This window comes from Vibrio sp. zbq_1 (assembly GCF_043102935.1).
Classification (GTDB): domain Bacteria; phylum Pseudomonadota; class Gammaproteobacteria; order Enterobacterales; family Vibrionaceae; genus Vibrio; species Vibrio parahaemolyticus.
The window spans coordinates 73535-98630 of sequence record NZ_JBICJH010000041.1 but is presented as its reverse complement, the minus strand read 5'-3'; the positions used below and the strand labels follow the sequence as shown (position 1 = coordinate 98630).

The window sequence follows — 25096 nt, the reverse complement described above, 5'->3', positions numbered from 1 at the left end:
AATAGCTTTTTTCAACCCTTATTTTAAAGAAAATTGGCCGCGTAATGAACCTAAGCACCAAACAAAAGCAGCACCTAAAAGGCCTGGCTCACAGTTTAAAACCTGTTGTGCTAATGGGCGCAAATGGACTTACAGAAGCCGTGCTAGCAGAAATTGAAATCGCTCTAAACCATCACGAACTGATCAAAGTAAAAGTTGCTTCAGAAGATCGTGAAACAAAACAGCTAATCATTGACGCTATCGTACGTGAGACAGGCGCTGAAAAAGTTCAGACAATTGGTAAAGTGCTTGTGCTATACCGCCAGTCTGAAGAGCGTAAAATCGAAATTCCTCGTAAGTAATTCACTTACGTTGTTGAAGAAAAAGGTCGCCATTGGCGACCTTTTTTGCATTTAACAAATAGTGGGCATTCAAGATGCCACTTAGATGTATTCAACTCGGTCAATTTCGAAATCTTTCGCTCCACCAGGAGTCTGGATAGCAACCTCGTCGCCTTCCATCTTGCCGATCAAGCCACGAGCAATTGGAGAGCTCACTGAAATACGGCCAGCTTTAATATCAGCTTCATCGTCACCAACAATCTGATATGTCTTTTCTTCATCGGTATCGACATCAATCAAAGTCACCGTTGAACCAAAGATAACCTTGCCAGTGTTTTCCATTTTAGTTACATCAATTACTTGCGCAACAGATAGCTTATATTCAATGTCACGGATTTGCGCTTCACAAATACCCTGCTCTTCTCGAGCGGCATGATATTCAGCATTTTCCTTCAAATCACCTAGTTCTCGTGCTTCAGCAATCGCTTCTGAAATTTGAGGACGTAGCTTAAGTAGACGTTCTAGTTCTGTACGTAGCATTTGTTCGCCACGTAGTGTCATTGGAACTTTTTCCATTATGTAACCTCAAGCCCAAACGGGTCTTTGGACAATAAAAAGCCCACCCAGTCGTAGGACTAGGTAGTGCGGTTAAAGATGTATTTTCAACTAGTGTAAACAAACTCCTGAGCGAAATCATCTTAATTCGAAATTCAACATTGCTATGCCTTTGCAGCATAACGAACCGAATCAATTTTAGATCCAATCATTATCGCAATTTATTGAAAAACAACACTGTTCATTACACCAAAAACATCAAAAAACATAAAAACTAATCAATGTCAGGCCAATGTCATTGAAGCATTAACTATTAAAAAACAGCCACTTAATAAACAACCAGTTACAATCGAACAGTGTTCATCAGCATGATTTATATCATTTTACTAACTCATCATGAAACTTTAGCAGTAAAACATGTCCAGCAAGTTGTTACATCAAAGGCTTACAGTTGCGGAAAACTCTCGCAGATGAAGCCAAATATAGACCAATAACTTGTGAGAGGTCATCTCTCCCCCATACAACAATGATTATGGACAGCTAACTAGGACAAATAAGATGAAAAAGACTCTAATTGCTCTTTCTGTATCTGCAGCAGCTATGGCAACTGGCGTTAACGCAGCTGAACTTTACAACCAAGACGGCACTTCTCTAGAAATGGGCGGCCGCGCTGAAGCACGTCTATCTATGAAAGATGGCGACGCTCAAGACAACTCTCGTATCCGTCTAAACTTCCTTGGTACTCAAGCTATCAACGACAACCTTTACGGTGTTGGTTTCTGGGAAGGTGAATTTACTACAGCTGAAAACGGCGGTGTGGATGGAAACAGCAACCTAGACACTCGTTACGCATACGCTGGTCTTGGCGGTGCATGGGGTGAGTTCACTTACGGTAAAAACGAAGGTGCACTAGGCGTTATCACTGATTTCACAGATATCATGGCTTACCACGGTAACTCAGCAGCTGACAAACTAGCAGTGGCTGACCGTTCAGACAACATGATGTCTTACAAAGGTCAATTCGAAAACCTAAACGTTAAAGCTAGCTACCGCTTTGCTGACCGTGAAGAAGTAAACGGTGAATACACAGACAACAAACAAGACGGTTACTCTCTATCTGCAATCTACGCAGTAGCAGACACAGGTCTTGAGCTAGGTGCTGGTTACGCAGACCAAGACGAAGCTAACGAATACATGCTAGCTGCATCTTACACTATGGGTGACCTATACTTCGCTGGTATCTTCACTGACGGTGAAAAAGCGAAAACTGAAGGTGACTACACTGGTTACGAACTAGCTGGTGCTTACACTCTAGGTCAAACAGTATTCACAACAACGTACAACAACGCAGAAACTAACAACGAAACTTCTGCTAACAACTTCGCTGTTGATGCATCTTACTACTTCAAGCCTAACTTCCGTGGTTACGTTTCATACAACTTCAACCTAATCGACTCTGGCGATAAACTAGGTAAAGTTGGTGGCAACACTACAGCATCTAAAGCTGATGCAGAAGACGAGCTAGCTCTAGGTCTACGTTACGACTTCTAATTCCAGTCTTTAGACTTGAATACTCAGTGCCCGCTTATTGCGGGCATTTTTTTATCTTTCATTTTTCATCTTAATAGCGCGTTCTTCTAACCACTTTGTCTCAATATTAATGATGAACCAAGCATTCTTGGATGCGCCTAGCATATTGAGTGGACTTGCGTATACTCAATCACATAACTAACCCTAGAAAATCACACTATGCGTTTACGTTGGCCTCTACTCATTTCTTCTCTTATTTTTCCGTTATTGTCTTATGCGTATCCTCATCAAGAGGTATTGCCAGAGGGCGCCCGTATCAGCTTAGTTGCAGAAAAACTAAACGAAAGTTCCACGCTCGATGGTATCCGTCCAACAGACCAACTATTTCCACCAGCGAGCACATTAAAAATTGTCACAGCCTTAGCTGCTAAATTAGAGTTAGGGGACAGCTTTGCATTTCGAACAAAGCTTGAAACCTCGAATTCCGATGCCGTTATCTACTTTGTCGGAGATCCCACCCTACAAACACAAGATTTGAAAGCGTTGCTGTCATTGGCGAAAAAAAATGGTTTAACGCGCATTAACGGTGACTTGTGGTTAGACAACAGTGCCTTTACAGGGTATGACCGAGCGGTGGGTTGGCCGTGGGACATTCTGGGGGTTTGCTACAGCGCTCCGGCTTCTAGCATTACACTCAACAACAACTGCGTCCAAGCTTCTATCTATACGCAAAAAGATGGCGGGACTCGAGTCTATGTGCCTGAGCATCAACCTATTCGTGTTAAAAGTTCGGTCGAGACCGTTTCTAAGACGATTCAAAAGAGCCGCCATTGCGATTTAGACCTGCTTGCTAACCCAGACAATCGCTACGAATTAAAAGGATGCTTAGTCGAACGAGAAAAGCCGCTGCCTCTCAAATTTGCGGTTCAAGATCCTGAACGTTATACCAGTCAAAATATCAGTACGTTACTCAAGCAATTAGGTATTGAGCTCAAAGGCAAAATTAAGATTGGTTCAGCGCCACAGAAACAACGTAAATTGATGGCATTACATCAATCAAAGCCGCTATCCGATTTACTTGATGACATGCTCAAGCATTCTGACAATTTGATCGCAGACACATTAACGAAAACATTGGGTGCGAAATTTTTTGTTCAACCCGGAAGTTTTACCAATGGTACAGAAGCGATCAAACAGATCATTTTCGCCAACACTGGCATCGATATCCGTAACGCACGCTTGGAAGATGGATCGGGCCTTTCAAGAAACAACCGTATTTCTGCGACCAAAATGGCGGAAATCCTACGTTATATCTGGAAAAATGAAAAAACACTGAAGCTGATTGCCATCATGCCTAAATCAGGCGAATCGGGTACGCTGCAATACCGCCAAAGCATGCGGAATGCCCCAATCAAAGGTCAACTGATTGCCAAGAGTGGTTCATTGTACGGAACCTACAACATGGCGGGTTATGGTTTAGATAAAAATGGCCAGCCGAATACTATTTTCGTCCAGTTTGTCTCAGACTACTTTCCAGAAAAAAGGGACGATAACAAACCTGTCATCGCCCCTATTACGCATTTTGAGCAGTTATTTTACCGTGACATCGTGAATTTTAGTCAGGCGATACCTAAGAAGTAATTCACCACAGTAAAGTAAATCCACATACCTGATATATCAACGATTGATGCAAGCACAGGGCTCACCAATACGGCTGGGTCTAGCTTGCAAGCACGGGCAATTATTGGCAACAAACCGCCAAGCGTTGTGGAAATTGAGACTTGAATAAACAAAGCAACGGCGATTGCAAGTGCGATGTCTGTCAGTTCAAAGCCCCCCGTAGATTGGCCGGCACTAAAAAGCATAATGCGTCCAACCATAACTATTGCGATCGCTAATGCGAGACACAGCGCTACGCGACTTTCTTTCCAAAGTACTGCTAACCACTGACGCTTTTTAAGCTCACCTGTGGCCAATGCACGAATGACCAATGTGGCCGCTTGAGTGCCCGTATTACCACCAGCCGCCGCAATCACCGGCATGTACACTGCAAGTAAAACCAGTTGGCTCAATGTATCTTCATACTGAGCAATAATCAGCCCAGAAACGATCCCCAATAAAGCGAGAGCAATAATCCAGCCGATTCGCTGCTTTACATGCTCTAGTACGCCTGTTGATAAGTAACCGTCAGGAGTATCAACTTCCGACACATGCAAACCCAATTGGTGCGCATAGTGACGCGCACGCTTATCATGACCCGCATGCTCAAGCTGAGACATCAAACTGTTCACATACCCTACAGAACAGTGCTTCAAAATCCCCACCGCTTCATCTATTGGCATGATGGTGAGCAAATGAAGTTGCTGCTCTTGATCGTATTTCAAAAACGCATTGCGAGCTGCACCAATTTCTACTTCAGAAAAGTTTGGTGTTGTTTCAATAAAAGTGTTGTTCATTACCGTCATGGCGAATCTCCCGATTGGCATTGGTAACGACCATCGACAACACAAGCACAAGCTCATCACGCCTTTATGCCGATAGATGACACAAACACGAGAATTCACCAATGCAAAAGCACTGTCTATTCAGAATGTATGAAGGAAATAACGAGAAGAAAATTAGAAAAGATGCCTCACCACTCGGGTAAGACGGAGATCGCCAATACCGAAGCGGGTTATTTCGCTCCCTTAATCTTACTCACCCAACGACTGGGAGGATGGTCGGTATTGTTCATGTAAATCTCCGATATCGCTGCCCTGATTAGCAGCGCAAGTATAGTAGCAAAGTTAATCCATATTTACAGGTGGGCTTTGTTCTTTTTTTGCCAATTTTAGGAACAAAAAAAAGCGCCCATTGGGCGCTTCCATACGTAAAAATTATGGATTACTTAATCGTAATACGTGCAAATTTACGTTTACCAACTTGGAATACGTAAGTACCAGCTTCTGGCGCAAACTTAGCGTCGGCAACTTTCTCGCCTTCAACCTTCGCTGCACCTTGTTTTACCATGCGCATCGCTTCAGACGTTGACGCACACAGACCAGCATCTTTTAGAAGATTCGCTACTGGAGTGCCAGCATCAAAGTCAAATTCTGGCATTTCGTCAGGGATTTGGTTCTTAGCGAAACGGTTCACAAACTCTTGCTCTGCCGCATCTGCATCGGCTTCACTGTGGAAACGTGCAATGATCTCTTTAGCAAGTAGCACTTTGATATCACGTGGGTTTTTGCCCGCTTGAACATCCGCTTTAAACTGTTCGATTTCCTCTAGAGGACGGAACGATAGCAGCTCGTAGTAGCTCCACATTAAGTCATCAGAGATCGACATGATCTTACCAAACATTTCGCTTGGCGCTTCGCTGATACCAATGTAGTTACCCGCAGACTTAGACATCTTCTTCTCGCCGTCTAGACCAACAAGAAGCGGCATCATAAGTACAACTTGAGGTTTTTGACCGTGAGATTTTTGCAGTTCACGACCCATTAGAAGGTTGAACTTCTGGTCTGTACCGCCTAATTCAACGTCCGTTTCCATCGCGACAGAGTCCCAACCTTGCAGAAGTGGGTACATGAACTCATGGATAGCAATTGGTTGACCGCCTGCGTAACGCTTTTTAAAGTCGTCACGTTCTAGCATACGAGCAACGGTTTGGTTTGCAGCCAGACGAATCATACCTTCTGCACCCAGCTCAGACAGCCACTCAGAGTTAAACTGAATTTTAGTCTTCGCAGGATCTAGAATTTTGAACACCTGTTCTTTGTACGTTTCAGCGTTACGCAGTACGTCTTCGCGGCTTAGCGGTGGACGAGTTGTGTTTTTACCTGTTGGGTCACCAACCATTGCAGTGAAGTCACCGATTAGGAACGTCACTTCATGACCTAGTTCTTGGAACAAGCGAAGCTTATTGAAAATAACCGTATGGCCTAGGTGAATGTCAGGTGCTGTTGGATCGGCGCCCAATTTAATACGTAGAGGACGACCTTCTTTTAGTTTTGCGATTAGCTCTTCTTCTGGAATCAGCTCTTCAACACCGCGCTTAATCTCGGCTAGTGCAGCTTCAATGCTCGCCATTCTTGTTCACTCCCACAGATTTGGCAAAAATATAATAGCTGAACATATTACTTGAATAGCGATGCATTTTGAAACACGTTAGACTAGGTAGTTGTCACTTTTTCCGTTTAATTTAGCAATCAAGTACCTCATGCATTCGATTTTTGTCCGACTTCCACTCTTGCACAAAGTATTGATCGGTTTTTTTAGTGCTCTGATCATCATTGCACTGTTCTTTCTGCCCGATCCGCAAGACCTCAACCCGCAACAAAGCCGATTAAAAGTTGGTCAACACTATCCTGTGCCAATCTCACTTGAATTGACGACATTAAATGGCTCCTCTCAGATGTCTTCGGTTTTGCGCTGGGAAACTTACAAAGTAAAAAATGGCGAGAGCGCCGCCATTCTATTTAATCGAGTGGGACTATCTGCTCGTCTACTGCACGAGTTAGTGTCCTCCGATAAAGAAATTGAACAGCAGTTAACTCGTCTTCGTCCGGGCGATAAATTGCAATTTGGTTTTGATGAGAAAAACGACTTGGTTCAACTGCGCCGTACGTTAAGCGCATTCGAAACCTTTCGCATCAAACTGCAAGACGGCAAATACGTTTCTGAGGTCGATAAAAAAGAGGTCGATTACCAATTCAACTACGCCGAGGCAACCATCAAATCCAACTTCTGGAACGCAGGAATTTCGTCTGGCTTGAATGGCAACCAAATCATGGAGCTAGCAGGAATTTTTGGCTGGGATATCGACTTCGCACTCGATATTCGCAAAAACGACTCTTTCCGAGTGCTGTATCAAGAAGAAGTTGTAGAAGGTGAAGTCATTGGTCGCGGAAAAATCATCGCTGCGATATTCAAAAACCAGGGCGATACGTTTACGGCTATTTTAGATGAAAAAACGGGCAAATATTACGACGAAAATGGCCGAGCGATGAAAAAAGCCTTCTTGCGCGCTCCACTGGATTTCCGTCGCGTGACTTCAAACTTTAACCCACGTCGTCTTCACCCAGTTACGGGTCGAGTACGTCCTCACCGAGGCACTGACTACGCAGCACCTGTTGGTACGCCAATTTGGGCCGCTGGTGATGGTGTGGTGCAAAAATCGGCTTACAACAAGTTCAACGGGAACTACGTGTTCATTAAGCACAGCAATACTTACATTACCAAGTATCTGCACTTAACGAAGCGCACAGTCAAAACGGGTCAACGTGTTAAACAAGGTCAAACTATCGGTACGCTTGGTGGAACAGGTCGTGTGACAGGACCTCACTTACATTATGAGTTCCTAGTAAATGGCGTGCACAAAAACCCAAGAACAGTGAATTTGCCGCAATCCAAATCGTTAACAGGTAAAGCAAGACAAACCTTCATGGCGAATGCAAAAGTCAGTATGGACAAGCTGGATCGTTACAGTAAGTTACTGGCAATGAGATAAACGGAAAAGTAAAAAGAGGCAGCATTACGCTGCCTCTTCGCTTTCATCAGGTTCGGGCTTAGCAAGATGATCTCTTCCCAACATAAGCAAACAAGGCGTAAGCACCAACGTCAACACCGTAGCAAATGCCAATCCCCCCGCTACTGCCGTCGCTAACTGAGACCACCATTGCGTACTCGGCGCACCAAATTCGACTTTTTGATTAACTAAATCGATGTTCATTTCTAGAACCATCGGTAACAACCCTAAAATGGTCGTAATTGTGGTTAATAGCACCGGTCTCAAACGTTGCACACCGGTCCGCAGGATAGCCTCTGCTTTGTCCAGTCCTCTTTTTCGCATTTGGTTATAAGTATCAATCAGTACAATGTTGTTATTAACTACGATACCAGCCAAGGCAATCACACCAATGCCAGACATGATGATGCCGAATGGTTTTTGGAAAATAAGCAACCCAGCAAAAACCCCGACCGTTGAAAACAGCACCGCACTCAAAATCAAAAATGCCTGATAAAAGCTGTTGAACTGCGTGATGAGAATGAGCGCCATAACGCCAAGAGCCACAACAAAAGCGTTTTGCAAGAATGCTGATGAGTTTTCCTGCTCCTCATTTTGACCTCGAATCTTATATTCAACGCCTTCCGGTAAACCGAGCTGTTCCATTTCAGCGGCAATCTTAGGTAACTCAAGCGCCAAATTGTAGCCTTCCACCATATCCGCTTTAATGTTGATAACTCGATGACCATCAACACGACGGATAGTATCTTGCTTGTGGTCTGGCTTAATTTGAGCAAAGTTGGTTATAGGCACTAAACCTGCAGCGGTTTTCACTCTTAGCTGATCGAATCGACCAATATCTCGCTTCTCTTGTGGGTAGCGAACCAAAATATCGACTTCTTCATCCGCATCGTCAGGTAAATAGTCCCCTATTTTCAGACCATTCGTGACAAATTGAACTGTATTTCCCACCAAAGTTGCATCGGCAGCAAAACGAGAAGCGTCGTCGCGTCGAATGTCAATTTGCCAGTCAATCCCCTCTTTATTGGTGGTATCACTCAAATTAGTCAGTGCTGGGTTGCTATCTGCCCAAAGCCTAACTAGCTTCGCGGCGTCATCTAGCTCGCCTATACTCATACTTCGAGAAGAAACTTCAATCACCAAATCATGTTCAACCGGAGGGCCGGCATCCGGGAATTTGTACTCTAACTCAACGCCATAAAATTGGTCGGTGGTAGCTTTTAGCTCTTCAATGATCGTTTTGACTTTACGACGATATTGCCAATCCACAGGAGTTATTTGAATCTGACCGATTTCGTCACCATTATCACTCGATCCAGTGCGAGTGTAGACACTTTCAAACTCATCATGACCCAGCATGACCTTTTCAATTTCTCGCATTACGATATCTTTCTCATTAATGGAAAGATCCCCGTAAGAGCGTACTTTTACGGTGAAAAATGGCGGGTCGACTTCAGGGAAAAACTCAGCTCCTGACCCCGCTTTACTGTAAGTAAATCCAACACCACCCGCCAGCAATACCGCGCTCAGCAGCACTTTCCAAGGATGTTGAATCGCCACAAACAAGGTTTTGTAATAAAGCTTGGTAATTCCTGTCGCTTTCTCAAAGTTTCCGTTGTGTAGCTCCACCATTTCTTGTTGGGCTTTAGGATTGATAACCTGAGGTTTACCAATAATGCCGCCAATAACAGGCACAAATAGCAAAGCCATCACCAATGACGCCGCTAACGTCGCGATTAGCGTTAACGGTAAGTACTTCATAAACTCACCGGTAATATCCGGCCAAAAAAGAAGCGGAGCAAATGCCGCCAACGTAGTCGCGGTAGAGGCGGTGATCGGCCATGCCATGCGTTTAGCTGCGTCTCGGTATGCCTCTTTACGCGGCGTGCCTTCTTGCATTCTCCGATCGGCAAACTCAGTGACGACGATTGCACCATCCACCAGCATGCCGACCGCCATGATTAAGGCAAACAGCACCACGATGTTTACGGTAAGACCAAAAACAGAGAGAACTAACAGCCCCGTTAAGAAAGATCCTGGAATAGAGATCCCAACCAACAATGCCGTTCTTACCCCCAAGATCGCGATAATAACGATGACCACCAAAATGATTGCCGAGAGAATGTTGTTTTGCAGATCACTAAGCATCAGCTTGACATCATCCGACTGATCCCAAGTGTATTTAACCTGCAAATTACTTGGCCACTCTGCACGCAGTTGCCCTTGAGCAATCACCTCTTTAACTAACGCGACAGTTTCAATAATGTTCTCGCCAGCACGCTTTTTCACGTCAAGCACAATGGCAGGCTCACCATCCAAGCGGGCAAAGCTTTCCGGATCACGAAACGCTCGGCGAACTGTGGCCACATCACCAAAAGTGATCACTTCTTTGCCATTCACTTTGATAGGCAATTCGAGAACATCTTTCAGAGAATCAAACACCGACGGAACTTTGACCGAAAAGCGCCCATATCCTGTATCGATAAACCCCGCCGCAACCACTCGGTTGTTTAGTGCGATCAAGTTATAGATATCGGCCTGATCCAATTCATAGCTTTCCATTAAAAGCGGATCAACCACGATCTCGACAATATCTTCACGATCACCAGCAATATCGACTTCCAAGATCTGACGGAAGCTTTCTAATCGGTCACGCAACGTTCGTGCGATTTGAACAATGGTTCTCTCTGGCACCGTGCCATAAAGCACAACAGTTAAAACAGGCTCCTCTGAAGCAAAAGTGACTTCATTGACCGTCGGTTCATCACTGTCTGCAGGTAACTTAGGTTTCGCCAGATCGACCGCGTCGCGAACATCCGCCATCGCTTTATCGAGATCCACGCCGACGCTAAACTCCAAAGTGACTGAGGCGTGGCCTTCGGAGGCAACCGATGTCATCTCTTTCACCCCTTCAATTGAGCGCAGTTCTTGTTCGATAGGACGAACCAGTAAACGCTCAGCATCAGTTGGAGAAATACCTTGATGCCCCACAGAGACGTAAATGATAGGAATAGTGATATCGGGACTAGATTCTTTTGGGATGGTGACGTAAGTAATGACCCCTGCGATGAGGATCATCACCAACAAGGTCAACATCGTTCTTGATCGGGATAACGCAGCGTCAATTATACTAAACATGCTGCCTCCCTATTTTTCGGCCGCATCGGTAGCGACATCACCGACTTTATTCGCAATCACGGTATCGCCATCACGAACAAACCCCTGTCCTAATACAATGATGTCCGCTTGCTCGCCAAGCCCAGATAACCAAACGCCATCTTCTTCTGCTTTGACTAACTGGATAGGAACAAACTTAACGTGTTCATCTTGCAGTGTTTTGACACCTAAATTCCCTTCTTCATCTAACGCCAACATTGCAGCGGTAATTTTAATCGCTAGCACTTCATTCAAAGGGAGCTGCACTTCCGCACTGATCCCCGCAGGGATGAGCGAATTACGATTATCTATTTCGATTTCAATCGGAAACGTATTGGTCGATACGGAGGAAACGCGACCAATATAACGTAAAGTCCCCAAGTGATGCTGACCATTGATCGTTCTGACATCCGCTTGAAGACCTTCTTTAAGATACTGGATGTGGCGCTCGCTAACGTCGGCCTCAATGACCAGAGTCTCTAAATCAATCACTGTCGCTATTGGATCGCCCACACCGACAAAGTCACCCACTTCGACAAAATGATGATCAACAATGCCATCAAAGGGCGCTTTAACTTCGGTATTCTTGAGAGCGGTTTGGACATTATTGAGGTTCGCTCTTGCATCGACTAACGCGGCTTCCGCAGTCGCAAAGGCCACCTCGCCTTGTAACCCCCTGCTTTTGAGCGATTTTGCGGCATTAAACTCCTTTTCTTTCACTCGCAGCATGGCCTGAGCGCGTTTGAGCTGACTGTCCAAATCCCGCTTATCAATGTTAGCAATCACTTGCCCTTGCTTAACAAGTTGCCCTTTATTGATGCTGAGACTGACAATTTTACCGGCCACTTCTGCACCAAGACGAGCTTGGCGATTGGGTGCGGTTCGGCCATAAAGTTCTATCGTTTTACTGGTAGGTTTTGCGATGAAAGTATCAAACATCACCTTAGCTAAGGGCGTGTTTTCAGATTGGAGAGATGGGGATGAGGTGTGGTCACCTTGTGCTTTGAGCTGCCCTGCAGCCAACCAAGCAACAAGTAGCAAAATAAGGATGAGAGATACTAGCCACGGACGTTCGACAAAACGTCGCCCAAACGAAGTTCCAGACATACAAAGTCCTTTTTATTATTCTCTCCTGCGGAGCGCTGAGAGCATGTTTACGTGACATCCTGCTACGTAAAACTCAGGCAGCCAATTGGCTGCCTGTCATCGTGTCAATTACACGCTAAATGATGCACCACAACCACATGTGGTTGTTGCATTCGGATTGTTAACGAAGAAGCGAGCGCCTTCCAACCCTTCGGTGTAATCCACAATGCCGCCAATCAGGTATTGCAGGCTCATTGGGTCAACAACCAGTGTCACGCCACTGTTTTCGATGGTTGTATCGCCGTCATTTACGTTCTCATCGAAAGTAAAGCCGTATTGGAAGCCGCTACAACCGCCACCAGTAATGTATACGCGCAATTTCAATGCTGGGTTTTCTTCTTCTGCAATCAGTGCCTTAACGCGAGATGCTGCAGCATCAGAAAAAGATAATGGTACGTTTACTTCGCTCACGAAGACCTCTCTCACTCGTGTAATGCGTCAAGCCTGGAGCAAGACGTCAAATTTGTGCTAATTGAGGACGATTATCCAATACCTGACAAACTCGTTCAAGTATTCGCCGCCGATTCTTTAGATTGGTCGCTGATATGTAAGATTACACTGCGAAACAACACATAAATTAAGCAAAACGTTTCTAACTTGATTATAGCTAGGTACAATGCGCCCCACTTGGTCCGAGCAATCAAAAGAGGATAACCCCATGACCAAATCATCAGAGCTGTATCAAAAAGCTCAGCAAACCATTCCTGGCGGTGTAAATTCACCAGTTCGTGCATTCAATGGCGTTGGCGGTTCTCCGCTATTTATCGAACGAGCAGACGGTGCACTGATTTTTGATGCCGATGGTAAAGCGTACATCGATTACGTTGGCTCTTGGGGTCCAATGATTCTTGGCCACAACCACGCTGTTATTCGTGAAGCGGTTATCGACGCTGCACAACGTGGCCTGAGCTTTGGCGCACCAACAGAGATGGAAATCGCGATGGCAGAGTTAGTGTCTGAACTCGTACCATCAATGGAACAAATCCGTATGGTAAGTTCTGGTACAGAAGCAACCATGAGTGCGATTCGTCTCGCTCGTGGCTTTACTGGTCGTGACAAGATCATGAAGTTTGAAGGCTGTTACCACGGTCACGCAGACAGCTTGTTAGTAAAGGCAGGCTCTGGCGCTCTGACCCTTGGTCAACCAAGCTCTCCAGGCGTTCCCGCAGACTTTGCTAAGCACACGCTAACGGCAACATTTAACGATCTAGATTCTGTACGCGAACTGTTTGCAGCGAACAAAGGTGAAATCGCATGTATCATCGTTGAGCCGGTGGCGGGCAACATGAACTGTATCCCACCAGTAGAAGGCTTCCATGAAGGCCTGCGTGAAATCTGTGATCAAGAAGGCGCACTGCTGATTTTTGATGAAGTAATGACAGGCTTCCGTGTTGCACTTGGCGGCGCACAAGCACACTACAACATCAAACCAGATCTAACCACGCTAGGTAAAGTAATCGGCGGCGGTATGCCAGTGGGTGCTTTCGGTGGCCGTAAAGAAGTGATGCAATACGTTGCGCCTACAGGCCCTGTTTACCAAGCTGGTACGCTTTCTGGTAACCCAGTGGCAATGGCTGCAGGTTTTGCCTGTTTGAACCTTCTAAAAGAAGAAGGCAATGAAAAACGCCTAGCTTCTAAAACTAAGCAACTGGCAGATGGCTTTAAGTCTCTAGCAGAGAAACACGGTATCCCACTAGTTGTTAACCAAGTGGGCGGCATGTTCGGCTTCTTCTTCACTGACCAAGAAACAGTAACTTGCTACGAAGACGTAACTAAGTGCGACATCGAACGATTCAAGCGTTTCTTCCACTTAATGCTAGATCACGGCGTATACCTCGCGCCATCAGCATTCGAAGCAAGCTTTACGTCTCTAGCGCACGGTTCAAAAGAGATCGACGCGACACTAGAAGCGGCGGATCGCTGTTTTGCGATCATTGCGGCAGAAGCAAAATAAGCGCTACACGCAAGTTATAAGAAAAGGACCGGAAGGTCCTTTTTTATTGCCAGTTCAAAATTACCAAGACAGCTAACACGCCTAGAACAATACCAAACCACGGAATACGTTTGGTTTTCTTCTCAGATTTACATTTCTTATCGCCGTTACAACAACCCATTTTTCATCTCTTGATTGATAACCATCTGATTTGTAGTCATTATAACAAGGTCATTTACCCCTTCCCAATTCAGCTGTGTCATAAGGCTGAAAGGAAAGCCGGTGCAAAGTAATAAAGGTTTCGCGCTGATATCAACGCGAGCCATTGTAAACGTCATCCGTAAGTTGGATTTATCTCATGCCAAACAACGTAAAAATCACGTCGAGTCATCGTGTATTAATGATCGCTCTACTCGCCGCTGCTTTTGCTTGCTATTTATTGGTCGAGCCTTACATCAATTCGATCGTAATGGCTTTCATTATCTCACTGCTTATGTTTCCTGTGCATGAGTGGTTTGAGCGTAAAATGCCAAAACACAAAAATTCGGCATCGCTGCTCACGTGCGTAGTTTTGACCTTCATTATTGTCATTCCACTACTGTTTGTGTTTGCTGCAATTGTTCAACAAGGCTCTGTTTTTTCTCAGAATACGTACAAATGGGTCACCAATGGTGGCATTCAAGACATCTTCCAACATCCTTGGGTTATCAAAGGTCTATCCATTGTTAATGAGTACTTACCTTTCGATAAAATCGAGCCAAAAGCCATCGCCGAAAAAATCGGGCAATTTGCTACCACTTTTGGTTCAAACCTTGTCGCGATCAGTGCGAAAATTCTGGGTGATGCAACAAACTTCTTGATGGATTTTTTCCTAATGCTGTTTGTGCTTTTCTTCCTATTACGTGACCACGACAAAATCATTTCGGCCATTCGACATATTCTGCCACTCTCTCGTAGCCAAGAAGATAGAATCTTGACCGAGATAGAACAAGTTTCGAAGTCCGCAGTCATGGGCTCGTTTTTAACGGCTATCGCGCAAGGCTTAGCGGGCGGTATCGGTATGTGGCTAGCTGGCTTCCCTGGCCTATTCTGGGGAACAATGATGGGCTTTGCTTCCTTCATTCCAGTTGTCGGTACGGCGTTGATCTGGATACCAGCCGCCGCGTACTTGTTCCTCACCGGTGATATGACGTGGGCAATCTTCCTAACCGCATGGAGTGTAGTCATCGTCGGTTCGATTGATAACTTGCTGCGTCCATTGTTGATGCAAGGCAGCGCAGGCATGAATACCTTAATGATTTTCTTCTCATTATTAGGTGGTCTGCACTTATTTGGTTTGATTGGTTTGATTTATGGCCCACTGATTTTTGCGGTCACCATGGTGCTGTTTAATATCTATGAAGAGGAATTCAAAGACTTCCTCAACCAACAAGACAACAGCTAGCCGCCACTGAATAGTAAGCAACAGCTTCAAGCTTGGGCCAGATTGTGCGAAAATCTGGCCCTAATTATTTCTGATGAACCAAATTTATGTCTGCCTATATCGCTCCAAGCCAAATCGCTCAGCGTCAGCTAGAGTACTTCAACGGAAAACATGTTTTAGTTGCAGGTGAAGTCGAAGATATGTTCCCTCTGGAACTGACCGCACACTGTGAATCGGTCGAAGTCTTTACTTCAAACTACAGCTATTTCCGTCAAATCCGTCACTCAGACAAAATAAAAAGCCATTTTGGTTCTGAATTTGATGTGGATACTCAAGCCGACATGCTCCTACTGTATTGGCCAAAAGCGAAAGCAGAAGCCGAATATTTGCTTGCCATGCTTATGGCTAAACTGGGCGTGAACACGGAGATTGTGGTTGTCGGTGAAAACCGTTCCGGTGTAAAGAGCATTGAAAAGATGTTCAAAGAATATGGCCCTGTGAACAAATACGACTCAGCTCGCCGCTGCTCTTTCTACTGGGGTAATTGCTTAAATGAGCCAAAGCCATTCAATCAAGAAGAGTGGTTTAAGTCTTACACGGTAACCCTTGGTGAGCAGTCACTTACAGTAAAAAGTTTACCGGGCGTATTCAGTCATGGTGAATTTGACTTAGGCAGCCGTCTACTACTGGAAACCTTACCTAACTTGTCAGGCAAAGTGCTCGATTTTGGTTGTGGTGCCGGTGTTTTAGGCGCGTTCATGGCGAAAGCAAACCCAGAAATTGCGATTGAGATGTGTGATATCAACGCGTATGCCATCACCTCAAGCCAAGCAACGCTTGAAGCCAACGGTTTGTCTGGTCGCGTGTTTGCGTCTGACATTTACTCAGATACGGCCAATGACTACCGATTTATCATCAGCAACCCACCATTCCACAGTGGTTTAGACACCAATTACAACGCGGCTGAAACTCTGTTAGGTCACGCGCCACAACATCTTTCAAACCATGGTGAGATGATCATTGTTGCGAACAGCTTCTTGAAATACCCACCAATTATTGAGAACGCATTCAATAATTGCGAGACGCTAAATAAGACCAATAAGTTCTCTATCTACTACGCGAAAAAATCGTAATTGTGAGCCGCGCAGGCAAGAACCTGTGCGCTTCTTTCCTCAAATTGCCCCATTTGTAAGAAAAACTGCGTGACTCTGCACGCTTTGCAACTAACTTTCTTGTCAAAGAAAAAAAACTCGTTAATTTTGTTAATTCTATCGAATTTAACTTCTTATCCGTTTTTAACGAGAACCTAGGCGAGCACCTTCAACCCGTGCAAGCCCTTTACGAGTTGTAATCTTATCCATGTTTAAATTCTACAAAAAACAGAAATTTAAGCGCCTTCAGAGTACGCTGATGACTGCGTTTCTTGTCCTCAGCATTACGCCTCTTACCATCACTGCGATTTTTTTCCTGCAATCCCATAGTAAAGATCTGCAAGAACAGAGCACTTCACATCTGCTTTCTGTTCGTGATACCAAACAACAACAGATCCTCGACTACTTCGAAGCGCAAGAAACCGAAGTCATGGGATTTGTACGCTCTGAGCTCGCGTATGCCAGTGGTGGTCGTTTTTACGGCCTCGTCAATGCATTTAGCCGTTTAGGCAATGATATTGAAGAAGCACGTGAAAATGCTCAGCAACGTTATATAGAAGGCAGCGGTGACCAAATCAAAACATCGATTTTGCCGGAGTCCTCAAATTATGTCGGCAGTGAACGTTATCGCTTACTCCACAAACGTTATCACTGGGCGTATCTGGAGCTACTCAAACGCTCAGATTTTAATGATATTTTGCTGGTCGATATTAACGGCAACGTGACCTATTCCATCAATAAAGACGACAACTACGGTACTAACCTACTAACAGGGCGCTATAAAGACTCGGCATTAGGTAAAACCTTTAAACGTCTAGCTGATGACGTCAACGAACGCCGCAAAGTGAATGAAGATTATACGCCCGTCATTATTTCTGATTTTGAACTGGAACATGGTCGACAAGTCGCTTGGCTTGGTGCACCTATCGTTCAGCAAGGCTATTTGCACAGCTATGCTATGTTCCGTTTACCAAACAACGGCATTACCAAACTGATCGCAGATAAGAACCGTGAATCGTCCATCAACACTCTACTGGTCGGCAGCGATCAGCAACCACGTACGATTAATACCAAGCAAGACAGTATTCAAAACAGTCTTGAAGTCATCGATAAAGCTTTAGCGGGACAAACCGACGTTGGCACCTACACCAATGGACTTGGCGAAGAAATTATCGCTGCATTTGCCCCAATTCAAACACGCGGTATTACATGGGCGCTCGTGGTTCAACTTCCAGAAAAAGAGGCGTTTTCACGCATTCATCAACTGGAAAAGCTCTTCGTTATCGCCATGCTAATCGCGATCATTCTTGTGGTGATTGCATCGCATTATTTGTCCAACTTCATTACATCACCACTGCTGAAGCTGACTTGGGCGGCGGAGAAAGTATCCGCTGGCGACCTCGACGAAACGACATTCAATACCGAACGTAAAGATGAAATCGGTCGCTTGGCTATCAGCTTCGAACGTATGCAGCGCTCGATTCGAGAAAAAATCCAAACCATCAAACAGCAAAACGAAGAACTTGAAAGCAACATCAAGCTGATTCAGAAGCAAAATGATGAGTTGCAACTGGCTGATAAACTGAAAGATGAGTTCCTCGCAACAACCTCGCACGAATTGCGTACACCGCTACATGGCATGGTTGGGATAGCAGAAACCCTTGTGTCAGGAGCAAATGGAGTCATTCCCGCCAGTCAAAAATACCAACTTGATATCATTATCAAAAGTGGTCAACGCTTAGCTAACCTCGTAGACGATTTATTGGATTACCACAAAATGCGCTATGGCAGCATGGATATCCAAAAATCGGCAGTAAGCTTAGCCAGTGCAACACGCTTGGTGCTTGAGCTTTCTAATCACCTGCTAGGCAATAAGACCATTCGCATCATCAACCAAGTACCAGCCGACCTGAAAGCCGTTTCGGCCGATCCTCAACGCCTCGAGCAAGTGCTGTATAACTTGATTGGCAATGCCATTAAATACACCTCAGAAGGTAAGATCGTCATTTCCGCTACCATTGTTGACGATCACGTCCGAGTGCAAGTGGTCGATACTGGTCAGGGGATTCCAGCAGAACATCTTGAGCATATTTTTGAGCCTTTAATTCAAGCTGGCCAAGATGCAAGTCGCTATCGTCAAGGTGCGGGACTGGGACTATCGATTAGCCGCCAACTGATTGAGTTGATGGGCGGTTCACTTTACGTGAGCAGCCAGCCGATGGTCGGCACCACGTTTAGTTTCACACTGCCATTGGCCAGCGAAGAAGAAATCCAAGCAACTCAAACCTTGGTGGCGCGCGGGCACTTTCAAATTCCTGAGATTAATTTGGAAAATGGCGACGACTTATCGCTACCAGAGAACCCTGATGGCCCACTGCTTTACGTCGCAGATGATGAACCCGTTAACTTGCGAGTACTGGAAAGCTTCTTGCGCCTAGAAGGATACCGCGTTCGTACCGTTTCAGATGGCCCAGAAACGCTGGCGCTGGTTGAACAAGAAAAGCCGGAACTGCTGTTACTCGACATTATGATGCCCGGCATGAGCGGCTACCAAGTATGTAGTGAACTACGTGAAACCTATGATCATGCTGAGCTACCGATCATTATGCTCACCGCTCTCAGCCAAACAGAAGACCGTGTGAGAGGCTTTGAAGCAGGCGCGAATGACTACTTATCGAAGCCATTCAACAAACAAGAGTTGGCGGCACGTATCCAAGCGCATTTAACAGCAAGTAAAGCGGAAATGCGCCATATGGAAAACAAAGTGCTGGAGTCAGAGCTTAGACAGCGAGCTGTCGTCGAAGCAAGCCTTCTTGAAACTCAAGGTCGTTTGTTAGAACAGCTAGAATCTGCTCCGGAAGCTATTATTTGTCTGCGAGAAGATCAGCGTATTCGTTTTGCTAACGAAGCGGCTTGTAAGCTATTCAAACGCAGTTTAGAGCAACTTAAACGCTCGTCAGCTGATGAACTGATCGCACCAAAATATTTGACGGTGAAGCAGCCTCATTATTGCGGCAAGATTGATATCTACATCGAGGATATTCGTCAAAACATTGAAGCCGACATTCTAAAACTGCCAGAAGGCTCCGGCTTAGATGTGATGTACATCTTTAATGTCGGTGGTGGAGCTAACGCCGCGCGTATTCATAACCTAGAAACTGCGGTAGAAGTACTCTCAAGTTATGCATTCGATGGTGATAGAGACCAGTTGCAGAAACTCAAAGAGCTTGGTGGAGAGTTTACTCGTTTGGCTGATAAGGCTTTGGGCAACAAAAAAGATAAGCAAGATTTGATGCGTGAAGTGTTGGTCGATGCCATGACGCATGCATTGGACTATTGGGAGTCTGTTACGGGTGAAAGTAAATTTGCGTTTGCCGAACAAAGTGGGCTGTGGCGCGTCTACCTCGACCGAAGCACACTGCAAACCCGCACGCTCGATAAATACATGCGTATCGAAACTCTGCCTAAAACACCGCGCTGGAGAACGGTTCTGAGTTCGATTGAGTTTATTCTTGAACACTGTAAAGAACAGAGCCCTGAACGTGCTTACATCGAAGCACAGCGCGACAAATTGCAAAGACTGCTCACTAGCTAAACCTCTCATAAAATACAAGCCTCGCTCAATGCGGGGCTTTTTATACCTATTGTTTTCTACCTATGGGTGGTACGCACTCTCCCCTCTCAAAAAACAAAAATGCATGACATGTAAACGGTGAATGTATGCTCCTATGCACTCAACGAACTAGTACGAGCTGACATTTTCACAAACACCATTAATCTTAGCGACGGCCTCAAGCACTCTTCTTAATTGAGCTCATTTCCTAGCAACTTCGACGGAACTCTCCTCTTCTTTAAACGAAAAAACACCGTAGTTAAAAAGTGTTGTATTGCACTATTTATCAATCCGCCATTCTTCTTTGATAAATGGGAAATTAGACTTCATTTTTCTTGTAAAAAAAGCATAATCCCCCCCTTAATTTCGCTGGTAAAAAAGACGATTTTTCATATTCCAAACGGAAATTGACCAACAATTGACAGAGATTGCGAAGTCAATCACAACAGAACGGCAGATTAAATTTCACCTGATTAATTAACGCTTTCAACGCATGTGATCTAGATCTCCGAACCTTAGATAGACAGAGTAAGCCCTTTAAAAACCCACCCCACAACGTTAGCATCTACTAACACACAAACAAAACACGGATATAAACTGCGACACATATCAATGTTCATTTTTCAACCAAGAACGAGCTAAAAGCAAACAAAATGACGTTTATGACGTGGGCGGGTGTGTTTTTAACGTTTTTAACGGGAATCGAGTTTGATTATTTTATGGATAAGGTGTTTTCTTACTCCTGCCTAAGGCCTACAGGCCACTCTTAACGAGACTTAATGTGAAAAGCGTAAGTAACGAAAAACGAAGAGGTAGGTCTTGGAGAGTGTTTATCAATTGATGACATTCAATTCCATTTAGTGAAATGAAAGCAAATAGTAAGGAACAGCTATGCTTGCCAATATTAAAAAAACAGCACTAGCAACAGCAATTATTGCAACAGCTACTACAGGTTTTGCATCGGTAGCTACTGCGGCTGAACGCAGTGAACTGACTATCCACCCTAAAGAGTTTACAACTTTCGTTCGTAACTTTAACCCTTTCTTGGGTGCAACTAACTTGCACACAACAACCGACTTCATCTACGAGCCACTAGTTGTTTTCAACGAAATGCACGGTAACACTCCGGTATTCCGTCTAGCTGAAAACTTCAAAATGGCTGACGACCTAATGAGCGTAACTTTCGATATTCGTAAAGGCGTGAAATGGTCTGATGGTCAAGCATTCACTGCTGACGACGTTGTTTACTCTTTCAATCTAGTAAAAGAGAAGCCTGAGCTAGACCAGTCAGGCATCAACTCTTGGGTTACTGGTGTTGAGAAAGTTAACGACTACCAAGTTAAATTCCGTCTAAGCGAAGCAAACTCTAACGTTCCTTACGAAATTGCTAAAGTACCAGTTGTACCTAAGCACGTATGGAGCAAAGTGAAAGATCCAGCAACGTTTACTAACGAAAATCCTGTAGGTTCAGGCCCATTCACAGTGATCGATACGTTCACTCCACAATTGTACATCCAATGTCAAAACCCGAACTACTGGGATGCTGACAACCTAGATGTTGACTGTCTACGTGTACCTCAAATCGCAAACAACGACCAATTCCTAGGTAAGATTGTTAACGGCGAGATGGACTGGACTTCTTCATTCGTTCCTGACATTGACCGTACTTACGCAGCAGCAAGCCCGAACCACCACTACTGGTACCCGCCAGCAGGTACTCAAGCGTTCGTAGTGAACTTCAAAAACCCAGACGCTGCTAAGAACGAAGCACTAACAAACGTTGACTTCCGTCGCGCGTTCTCTATGGCGCTTGACCGTCAAACTATCATCGACATCGCATTCTACGGTGGCGGTACAGTGAACGACTTCGCATCTGGCCTTGGCTACGCATTCGAAGCTTGGTCTGACGAAGCAACTCACAACAAGTACAAAGGCTACAACACGTACAACGTTGAAGGTGCTAAGAAACTTCTAGCGAAAGCTGGCTTCAAAGACGTGAACAAAGATGGCTTCGTAGACACACCATCAGGTAAGTCTTTTGAGCTTCTAATTCAATCGCCAAACGGTTGGACGGACTTCAACAACACCGTACAACTAGCGGTTGAGCAACTAGCAGAAGTTGGTATTAAAGCACGTGCTCGTACTCCAGACTTCTCTGTGTACAACCAAGCAATGCTAGAAGGTACTTACGACGTTGCTTACACCAACTACTTCCACGGTGCAGATCCACACTTGTACTGGGATAGCGGTTACAACTCGAAGCTACAATCTGGCGATGGTATGCCTCGTTTCGCGATGCACTTCTACAAGAACGACAAGCTAGACAGCCTACTTAACAGCTTCTACAAAACAGCTGATAAGCAAGAGCAGCTAGAAATCGCTCATGGTATCCAGCAAATCATCGCTCAGGATCAAGTTACTATCCCTGTGTTGTCTGGCGCTTACATGTACCAATACAACACAACTCGCTTCACTGGTTGGTGGAACGAAGAAAATCCTAAGGGCCGTCCAAACATTTGGGCTGGTATCCCAGAGCGTCTACTTCACGTACTGGACCTAAAACCAGTTAAATAAGTAGAAGTTCATTTCTCGCGGCACACATCCCGTGTGCCGCCTATAAAAATCCCCTAATAACGAAACCAATATGTGGCGCTCGTCGTCAGGGGATTTTTCGCTCTAAATTTCGCTAGGGGCGACCTGAAACCAGAAACAGGGAAAAAATCTGGGTGAGTAAGGTGTGAGTTATGGGTTATTTTTTAAGACGTTTGTCGTTCTATCTTGTCGCGCTCTTAGTTGCGGCGACGTTAAACTTTATTATTCCGCGAGCAATGCCTGGTGACCCAGTTACCATGATGTTTGCGAACGCTTCAGTACAGGTAACGCCAGAGCGAATCGCAGCAATGAAAGAATTGCTAGGTTTCGTTGATGGTCCTATTTACATCCAATACCTGTCCTACATTAAAAACATTCTAAGCTGGGAGCTAGGTACTTCAATTCAGTTCTATCCGCTTTCAGTAAACTCTCTACTTGGCAGTGCATTTGGCTGGTCTCTGTTCCTAGCTGGTACAGCGGTTGTACTTTCTTTCTCAATCGCATCAGTTCTTGGCATCTTCGCCGCTTGGAAACGTGGTAGTCGTTACGATGCCTTCGTAACACCAGGCACACTGATCATCCAAGCTATCCCACAAATGGTTATCGCAATGCTAGCGCTGTTTACCTTTTCAATTGGCTTGAAATGGTTCCCATCTGGCTACGCTTATACACCTGGCACCGTGCCAGATTGGTCAAGCTGGGCATTCATTAAAGACGTTGGTTACCACGCGGTACTGCCTCTATTTTGTGCAACGATTGTTCAAATCGGTGGCTTCCTAGTAAACATGCGTAACAACATGATCAACCTTCTAGCTGAAGACTACATCACAATGGCTAAAGGTAAGGGTCTAAGCGAAAACCGTGTGGTATTTAACTACGCCGCTCGTAACGCTTTACTTCCAAGTGTGACTGCACTTTCAATGTCTCTAGGTATGGCTATCGGTGGTCAGTTGATTATCGAAATGATCTTTAACTACCCAGGCCTAGGTACTGTTCTACTGAACGCTATCCACGCTCGTGACTACCAAGTACTTCAAGGTCAGCTAATTATCATGACGATGTTCATGCTGTGCTTCAACTTAATGGCTGACATGCTGTACATGATTCTAGACCCTCGCCTACGCAAGGGAGGCAAATAATCATGAAAAACTTATTCAAACTGATTTTAGGCAACTCGTTCGCACGTATTGGTTTAGCCATTATCACGATCTTCATCTTCGTTGCAGTGGCAGCACCATTAATTACAAAACACGCACCAGACAAGCGTACTGGTAATCCTCATGAGTACCCAAGCTTTGTTGTGAAACAAGCGCAAAGTAACCCTGATGGTTGGGTGGCTAAGAACCTAGCAGACGATCGTCGCACGCTGATTATGTCTAAAAAAGCAGATCACGTATTAGGTACTAGCCGTATGGGCCGCGACATCTGGTCACAAGTGGCTTACGGTGCCCGCGTATCACTAGGGGTAGGCTTTGGTGCTGGCATCATCGTGTGTTTCCTAGCGACGGTCATTGGTATCTCGGCAGGTTACTTCGGCGGTAAAGTGGATGACGTATTGAGTGCAGCAATGAACATCATGCTGGTAATTCCTCAATATCCATTGCTGTTTGTATTGGCGGCATTCATTGGCGAGGCAGGTCCTCTCACCATTGCCTTAATTATTGCAGGTACTTCCTGGGCTTGGGGCGCTCGTGTTGTTCGCTCGCAAACCATGGCACTGCGTGAGAAAGAGTTCGTTAAAGCAGCCGAAGTTTTGGGTGAATCTCCATTCCGCATCATCTTCGTTGAAATTCTGCCAAACCTAATTCCTATCGTAGGTGCAAGCTTCATCGGTTCAGTAATGCTGGCAATCAACACCGAAGCCGTTATCTCGTTCTTGGGTCTTGGCGACGCAAACACCATCAGCTGGGGCATCATGCTGTACAACGTACAAACATCTTCAGCAATGTTGATTGGCGCATGGTGGGAAGTACTCGCACCTTGTATTGCACTAACACTACTGGTTACTGGCCTTGCTCTGTTGAACTTTGCCGTTGACGAAATTGCGAACCCTCAGCTTCGTTCTCACAAAGGCATGAAACGCTGGAAAAAACTAGCAGCAAAAGACAAGAAAGAGCGTGAGCCTGAATTGGCACCGCAAAATGCACTATGGAGCGGAGATAAATAAT

Annotated in this window: 17 protein-coding genes; 11 read left to right on the top strand and 6 right to left on the bottom strand. The window is 45.1% G+C overall.

Translation table 11 applies throughout. The features are described from left to right. Nucleotides 1–44: 44 nt before the first annotated feature. Nucleotides 45–341: a ribosome assembly RNA-binding protein YhbY gene (gene yhbY, locus ACF8CV_RS18300; protein WP_005380066.1), complete on the top strand. Its 297-nt coding sequence runs from the start codon at nt 45–47 to the stop codon at nt 339–341. Between the two features lie 81 nt (nt 342–422). On the opposite strand, the gene greA is transcribed toward yhbY, so the two are convergent. After that, complete coding sequence (greA, locus tag ACF8CV_RS18295; protein WP_005485311.1) at nt 423–896, bottom strand: transcription elongation factor GreA; 474 nt, start codon at nt 894–896, stop codon at nt 423–425. 537 nt (nt 897–1433) lie between these two features. Between greA and ACF8CV_RS18290 the strand changes: the two genes are divergently transcribed. Together ACF8CV_RS18290 and dacB are read left to right on the top strand one after the other, a co-directional pair. After that, nucleotides 1434–2426: a porin gene (locus ACF8CV_RS18290; RefSeq protein WP_017447707.1), complete on the top strand. Its 993-nt coding sequence runs from the start codon at nt 1434–1436 to the stop codon at nt 2424–2426. A 198-nt stretch (nt 2427–2624) separates the two neighbouring features. After that, a complete protein-coding gene (dacB, locus tag ACF8CV_RS18285) occupies nt 2625–4046 on the top strand; it encodes a serine-type D-Ala-D-Ala carboxypeptidase (RefSeq protein ID WP_021486744.1) in 1422 nt (473 codons plus the stop codon). On the opposite strand, the gene ACF8CV_RS18280 is transcribed toward dacB, so the two are convergent. Together ACF8CV_RS18280 and tyrS are read right to left on the bottom strand one after the other, a co-directional pair. Then, nucleotides 4025–4870: a magnesium transporter gene (locus ACF8CV_RS18280; protein ID WP_005494055.1), complete on the bottom strand. Its 846-nt coding sequence runs from the start codon at nt 4868–4870 to the stop codon at nt 4025–4027. The two genes, dacB and ACF8CV_RS18280, sit on opposite strands and share 22 nt — an antisense overlap. Before the next feature lie 418 nt (nt 4871–5288). After that, nucleotides 5289–6476, bottom strand: coding sequence for a tyrosine--tRNA ligase (tyrS, locus tag ACF8CV_RS18275; protein WP_005479092.1), 1188 nt, complete (start codon nt 6474–6476; stop codon nt 5289–5291). A 130-nt stretch (nt 6477–6606) separates the two neighbouring features. Between tyrS and ACF8CV_RS18270 the strand changes: the two genes are divergently transcribed. Further along, nucleotides 6607–7896 carry a peptidoglycan DD-metalloendopeptidase family protein gene (locus tag ACF8CV_RS18270; RefSeq protein WP_005490383.1) on the top strand — a complete coding sequence of 430 codons (1290 nt, stop codon included), beginning with the start codon at nt 6607–6609 and terminating at the stop codon, nt 7894–7896. A 24-nt stretch (nt 7897–7920) separates the two neighbouring features. Here ACF8CV_RS18270 and vmeK read toward each other — a convergent pair whose 3' ends face one another. From vmeK to erpA, 3 genes are all read right to left on the bottom strand, one after another. After that, a complete protein-coding gene (gene vmeK, locus ACF8CV_RS18265; protein WP_138938296.1) occupies nt 7921–11052 on the bottom strand; it encodes a multidrug efflux RND transporter permease subunit VmeK in 3132 nt (1043 codons plus the stop codon). 9 nt (nt 11053–11061) lie between these two features. Continuing rightward, a complete protein-coding gene (gene vmeJ / locus ACF8CV_RS18260; protein WP_138938297.1) occupies nt 11062–12177 on the bottom strand; it encodes a multidrug efflux RND transporter periplasmic adaptor subunit VmeJ in 1116 nt (371 codons plus the stop codon). A gap of 108 nt (nt 12178–12285) precedes the next feature. Continuing rightward, nucleotides 12286–12627, bottom strand: coding sequence for an iron-sulfur cluster insertion protein ErpA (erpA, locus tag ACF8CV_RS18255; protein ID WP_005461279.1), 342 nt, complete (start codon nt 12625–12627; stop codon nt 12286–12288). Nucleotides 12628–12874: 247 nt separating this feature from the next. Here erpA and hemL point away from each other — a divergent pair, with 247 nt between their 5' ends. The 7 genes from hemL to ACF8CV_RS18220 all read left to right on the top strand — a co-directional run bounded on the left by hemL (nt 12875) and on the right by ACF8CV_RS18220 (nt 25095). After that, nucleotides 12875–14170, top strand: coding sequence for a glutamate-1-semialdehyde 2,1-aminomutase (gene hemL / locus ACF8CV_RS18250; RefSeq protein ID WP_005488434.1), 1296 nt, complete (start codon nt 12875–12877; stop codon nt 14168–14170). Nucleotides 14171–14507: 337 nt separating this feature from the next. Continuing rightward, nucleotides 14508–15593, top strand: coding sequence for an AI-2E family transporter (locus ACF8CV_RS18245; protein WP_005461253.1), 1086 nt, complete (start codon nt 14508–14510; stop codon nt 15591–15593). 86 nt (nt 15594–15679) lie between these two features. After that, complete coding sequence (gene rsmC, locus ACF8CV_RS18240; RefSeq protein WP_021449999.1) at nt 15680–16705, top strand: 16S rRNA (guanine(1207)-N(2))-methyltransferase RsmC; 1026 nt, start codon at nt 15680–15682, stop codon at nt 16703–16705. 226 nt (nt 16706–16931) lie between these two features. After that, entirely contained in the window at nt 16932–20318 is a 3387-nt protein-coding gene (locus tag ACF8CV_RS18235) for a response regulator (RefSeq protein WP_005461251.1), read from the top strand. Between the two features lie 909 nt (nt 20319–21227). Further along, the gene (locus ACF8CV_RS18230; protein ID WP_005461274.1) at nt 21228–22910 is read left to right on the top strand and encodes an ABC transporter substrate-binding protein; all 1683 of its coding nucleotides are present in this window, start codon (nt 21228–21230) and stop codon (nt 22908–22910) included. Nucleotides 22911–23080: 170 nt separating this feature from the next. Further along, nucleotides 23081–24067: an ABC transporter permease gene (locus tag ACF8CV_RS18225; protein WP_005461259.1), complete on the top strand. Its 987-nt coding sequence runs from the start codon at nt 23081–23083 to the stop codon at nt 24065–24067. Nucleotides 24068–24069: 2 nt separating this feature from the next. After that, nucleotides 24070–25095 carry an ABC transporter permease gene (locus ACF8CV_RS18220; RefSeq protein ID WP_005461261.1) on the top strand — a complete coding sequence of 342 codons (1026 nt, stop codon included), beginning with the start codon at nt 24070–24072 and terminating at the stop codon, nt 25093–25095. The last annotated feature ends 1 nt before the right edge of the window (nt 25096 follow it).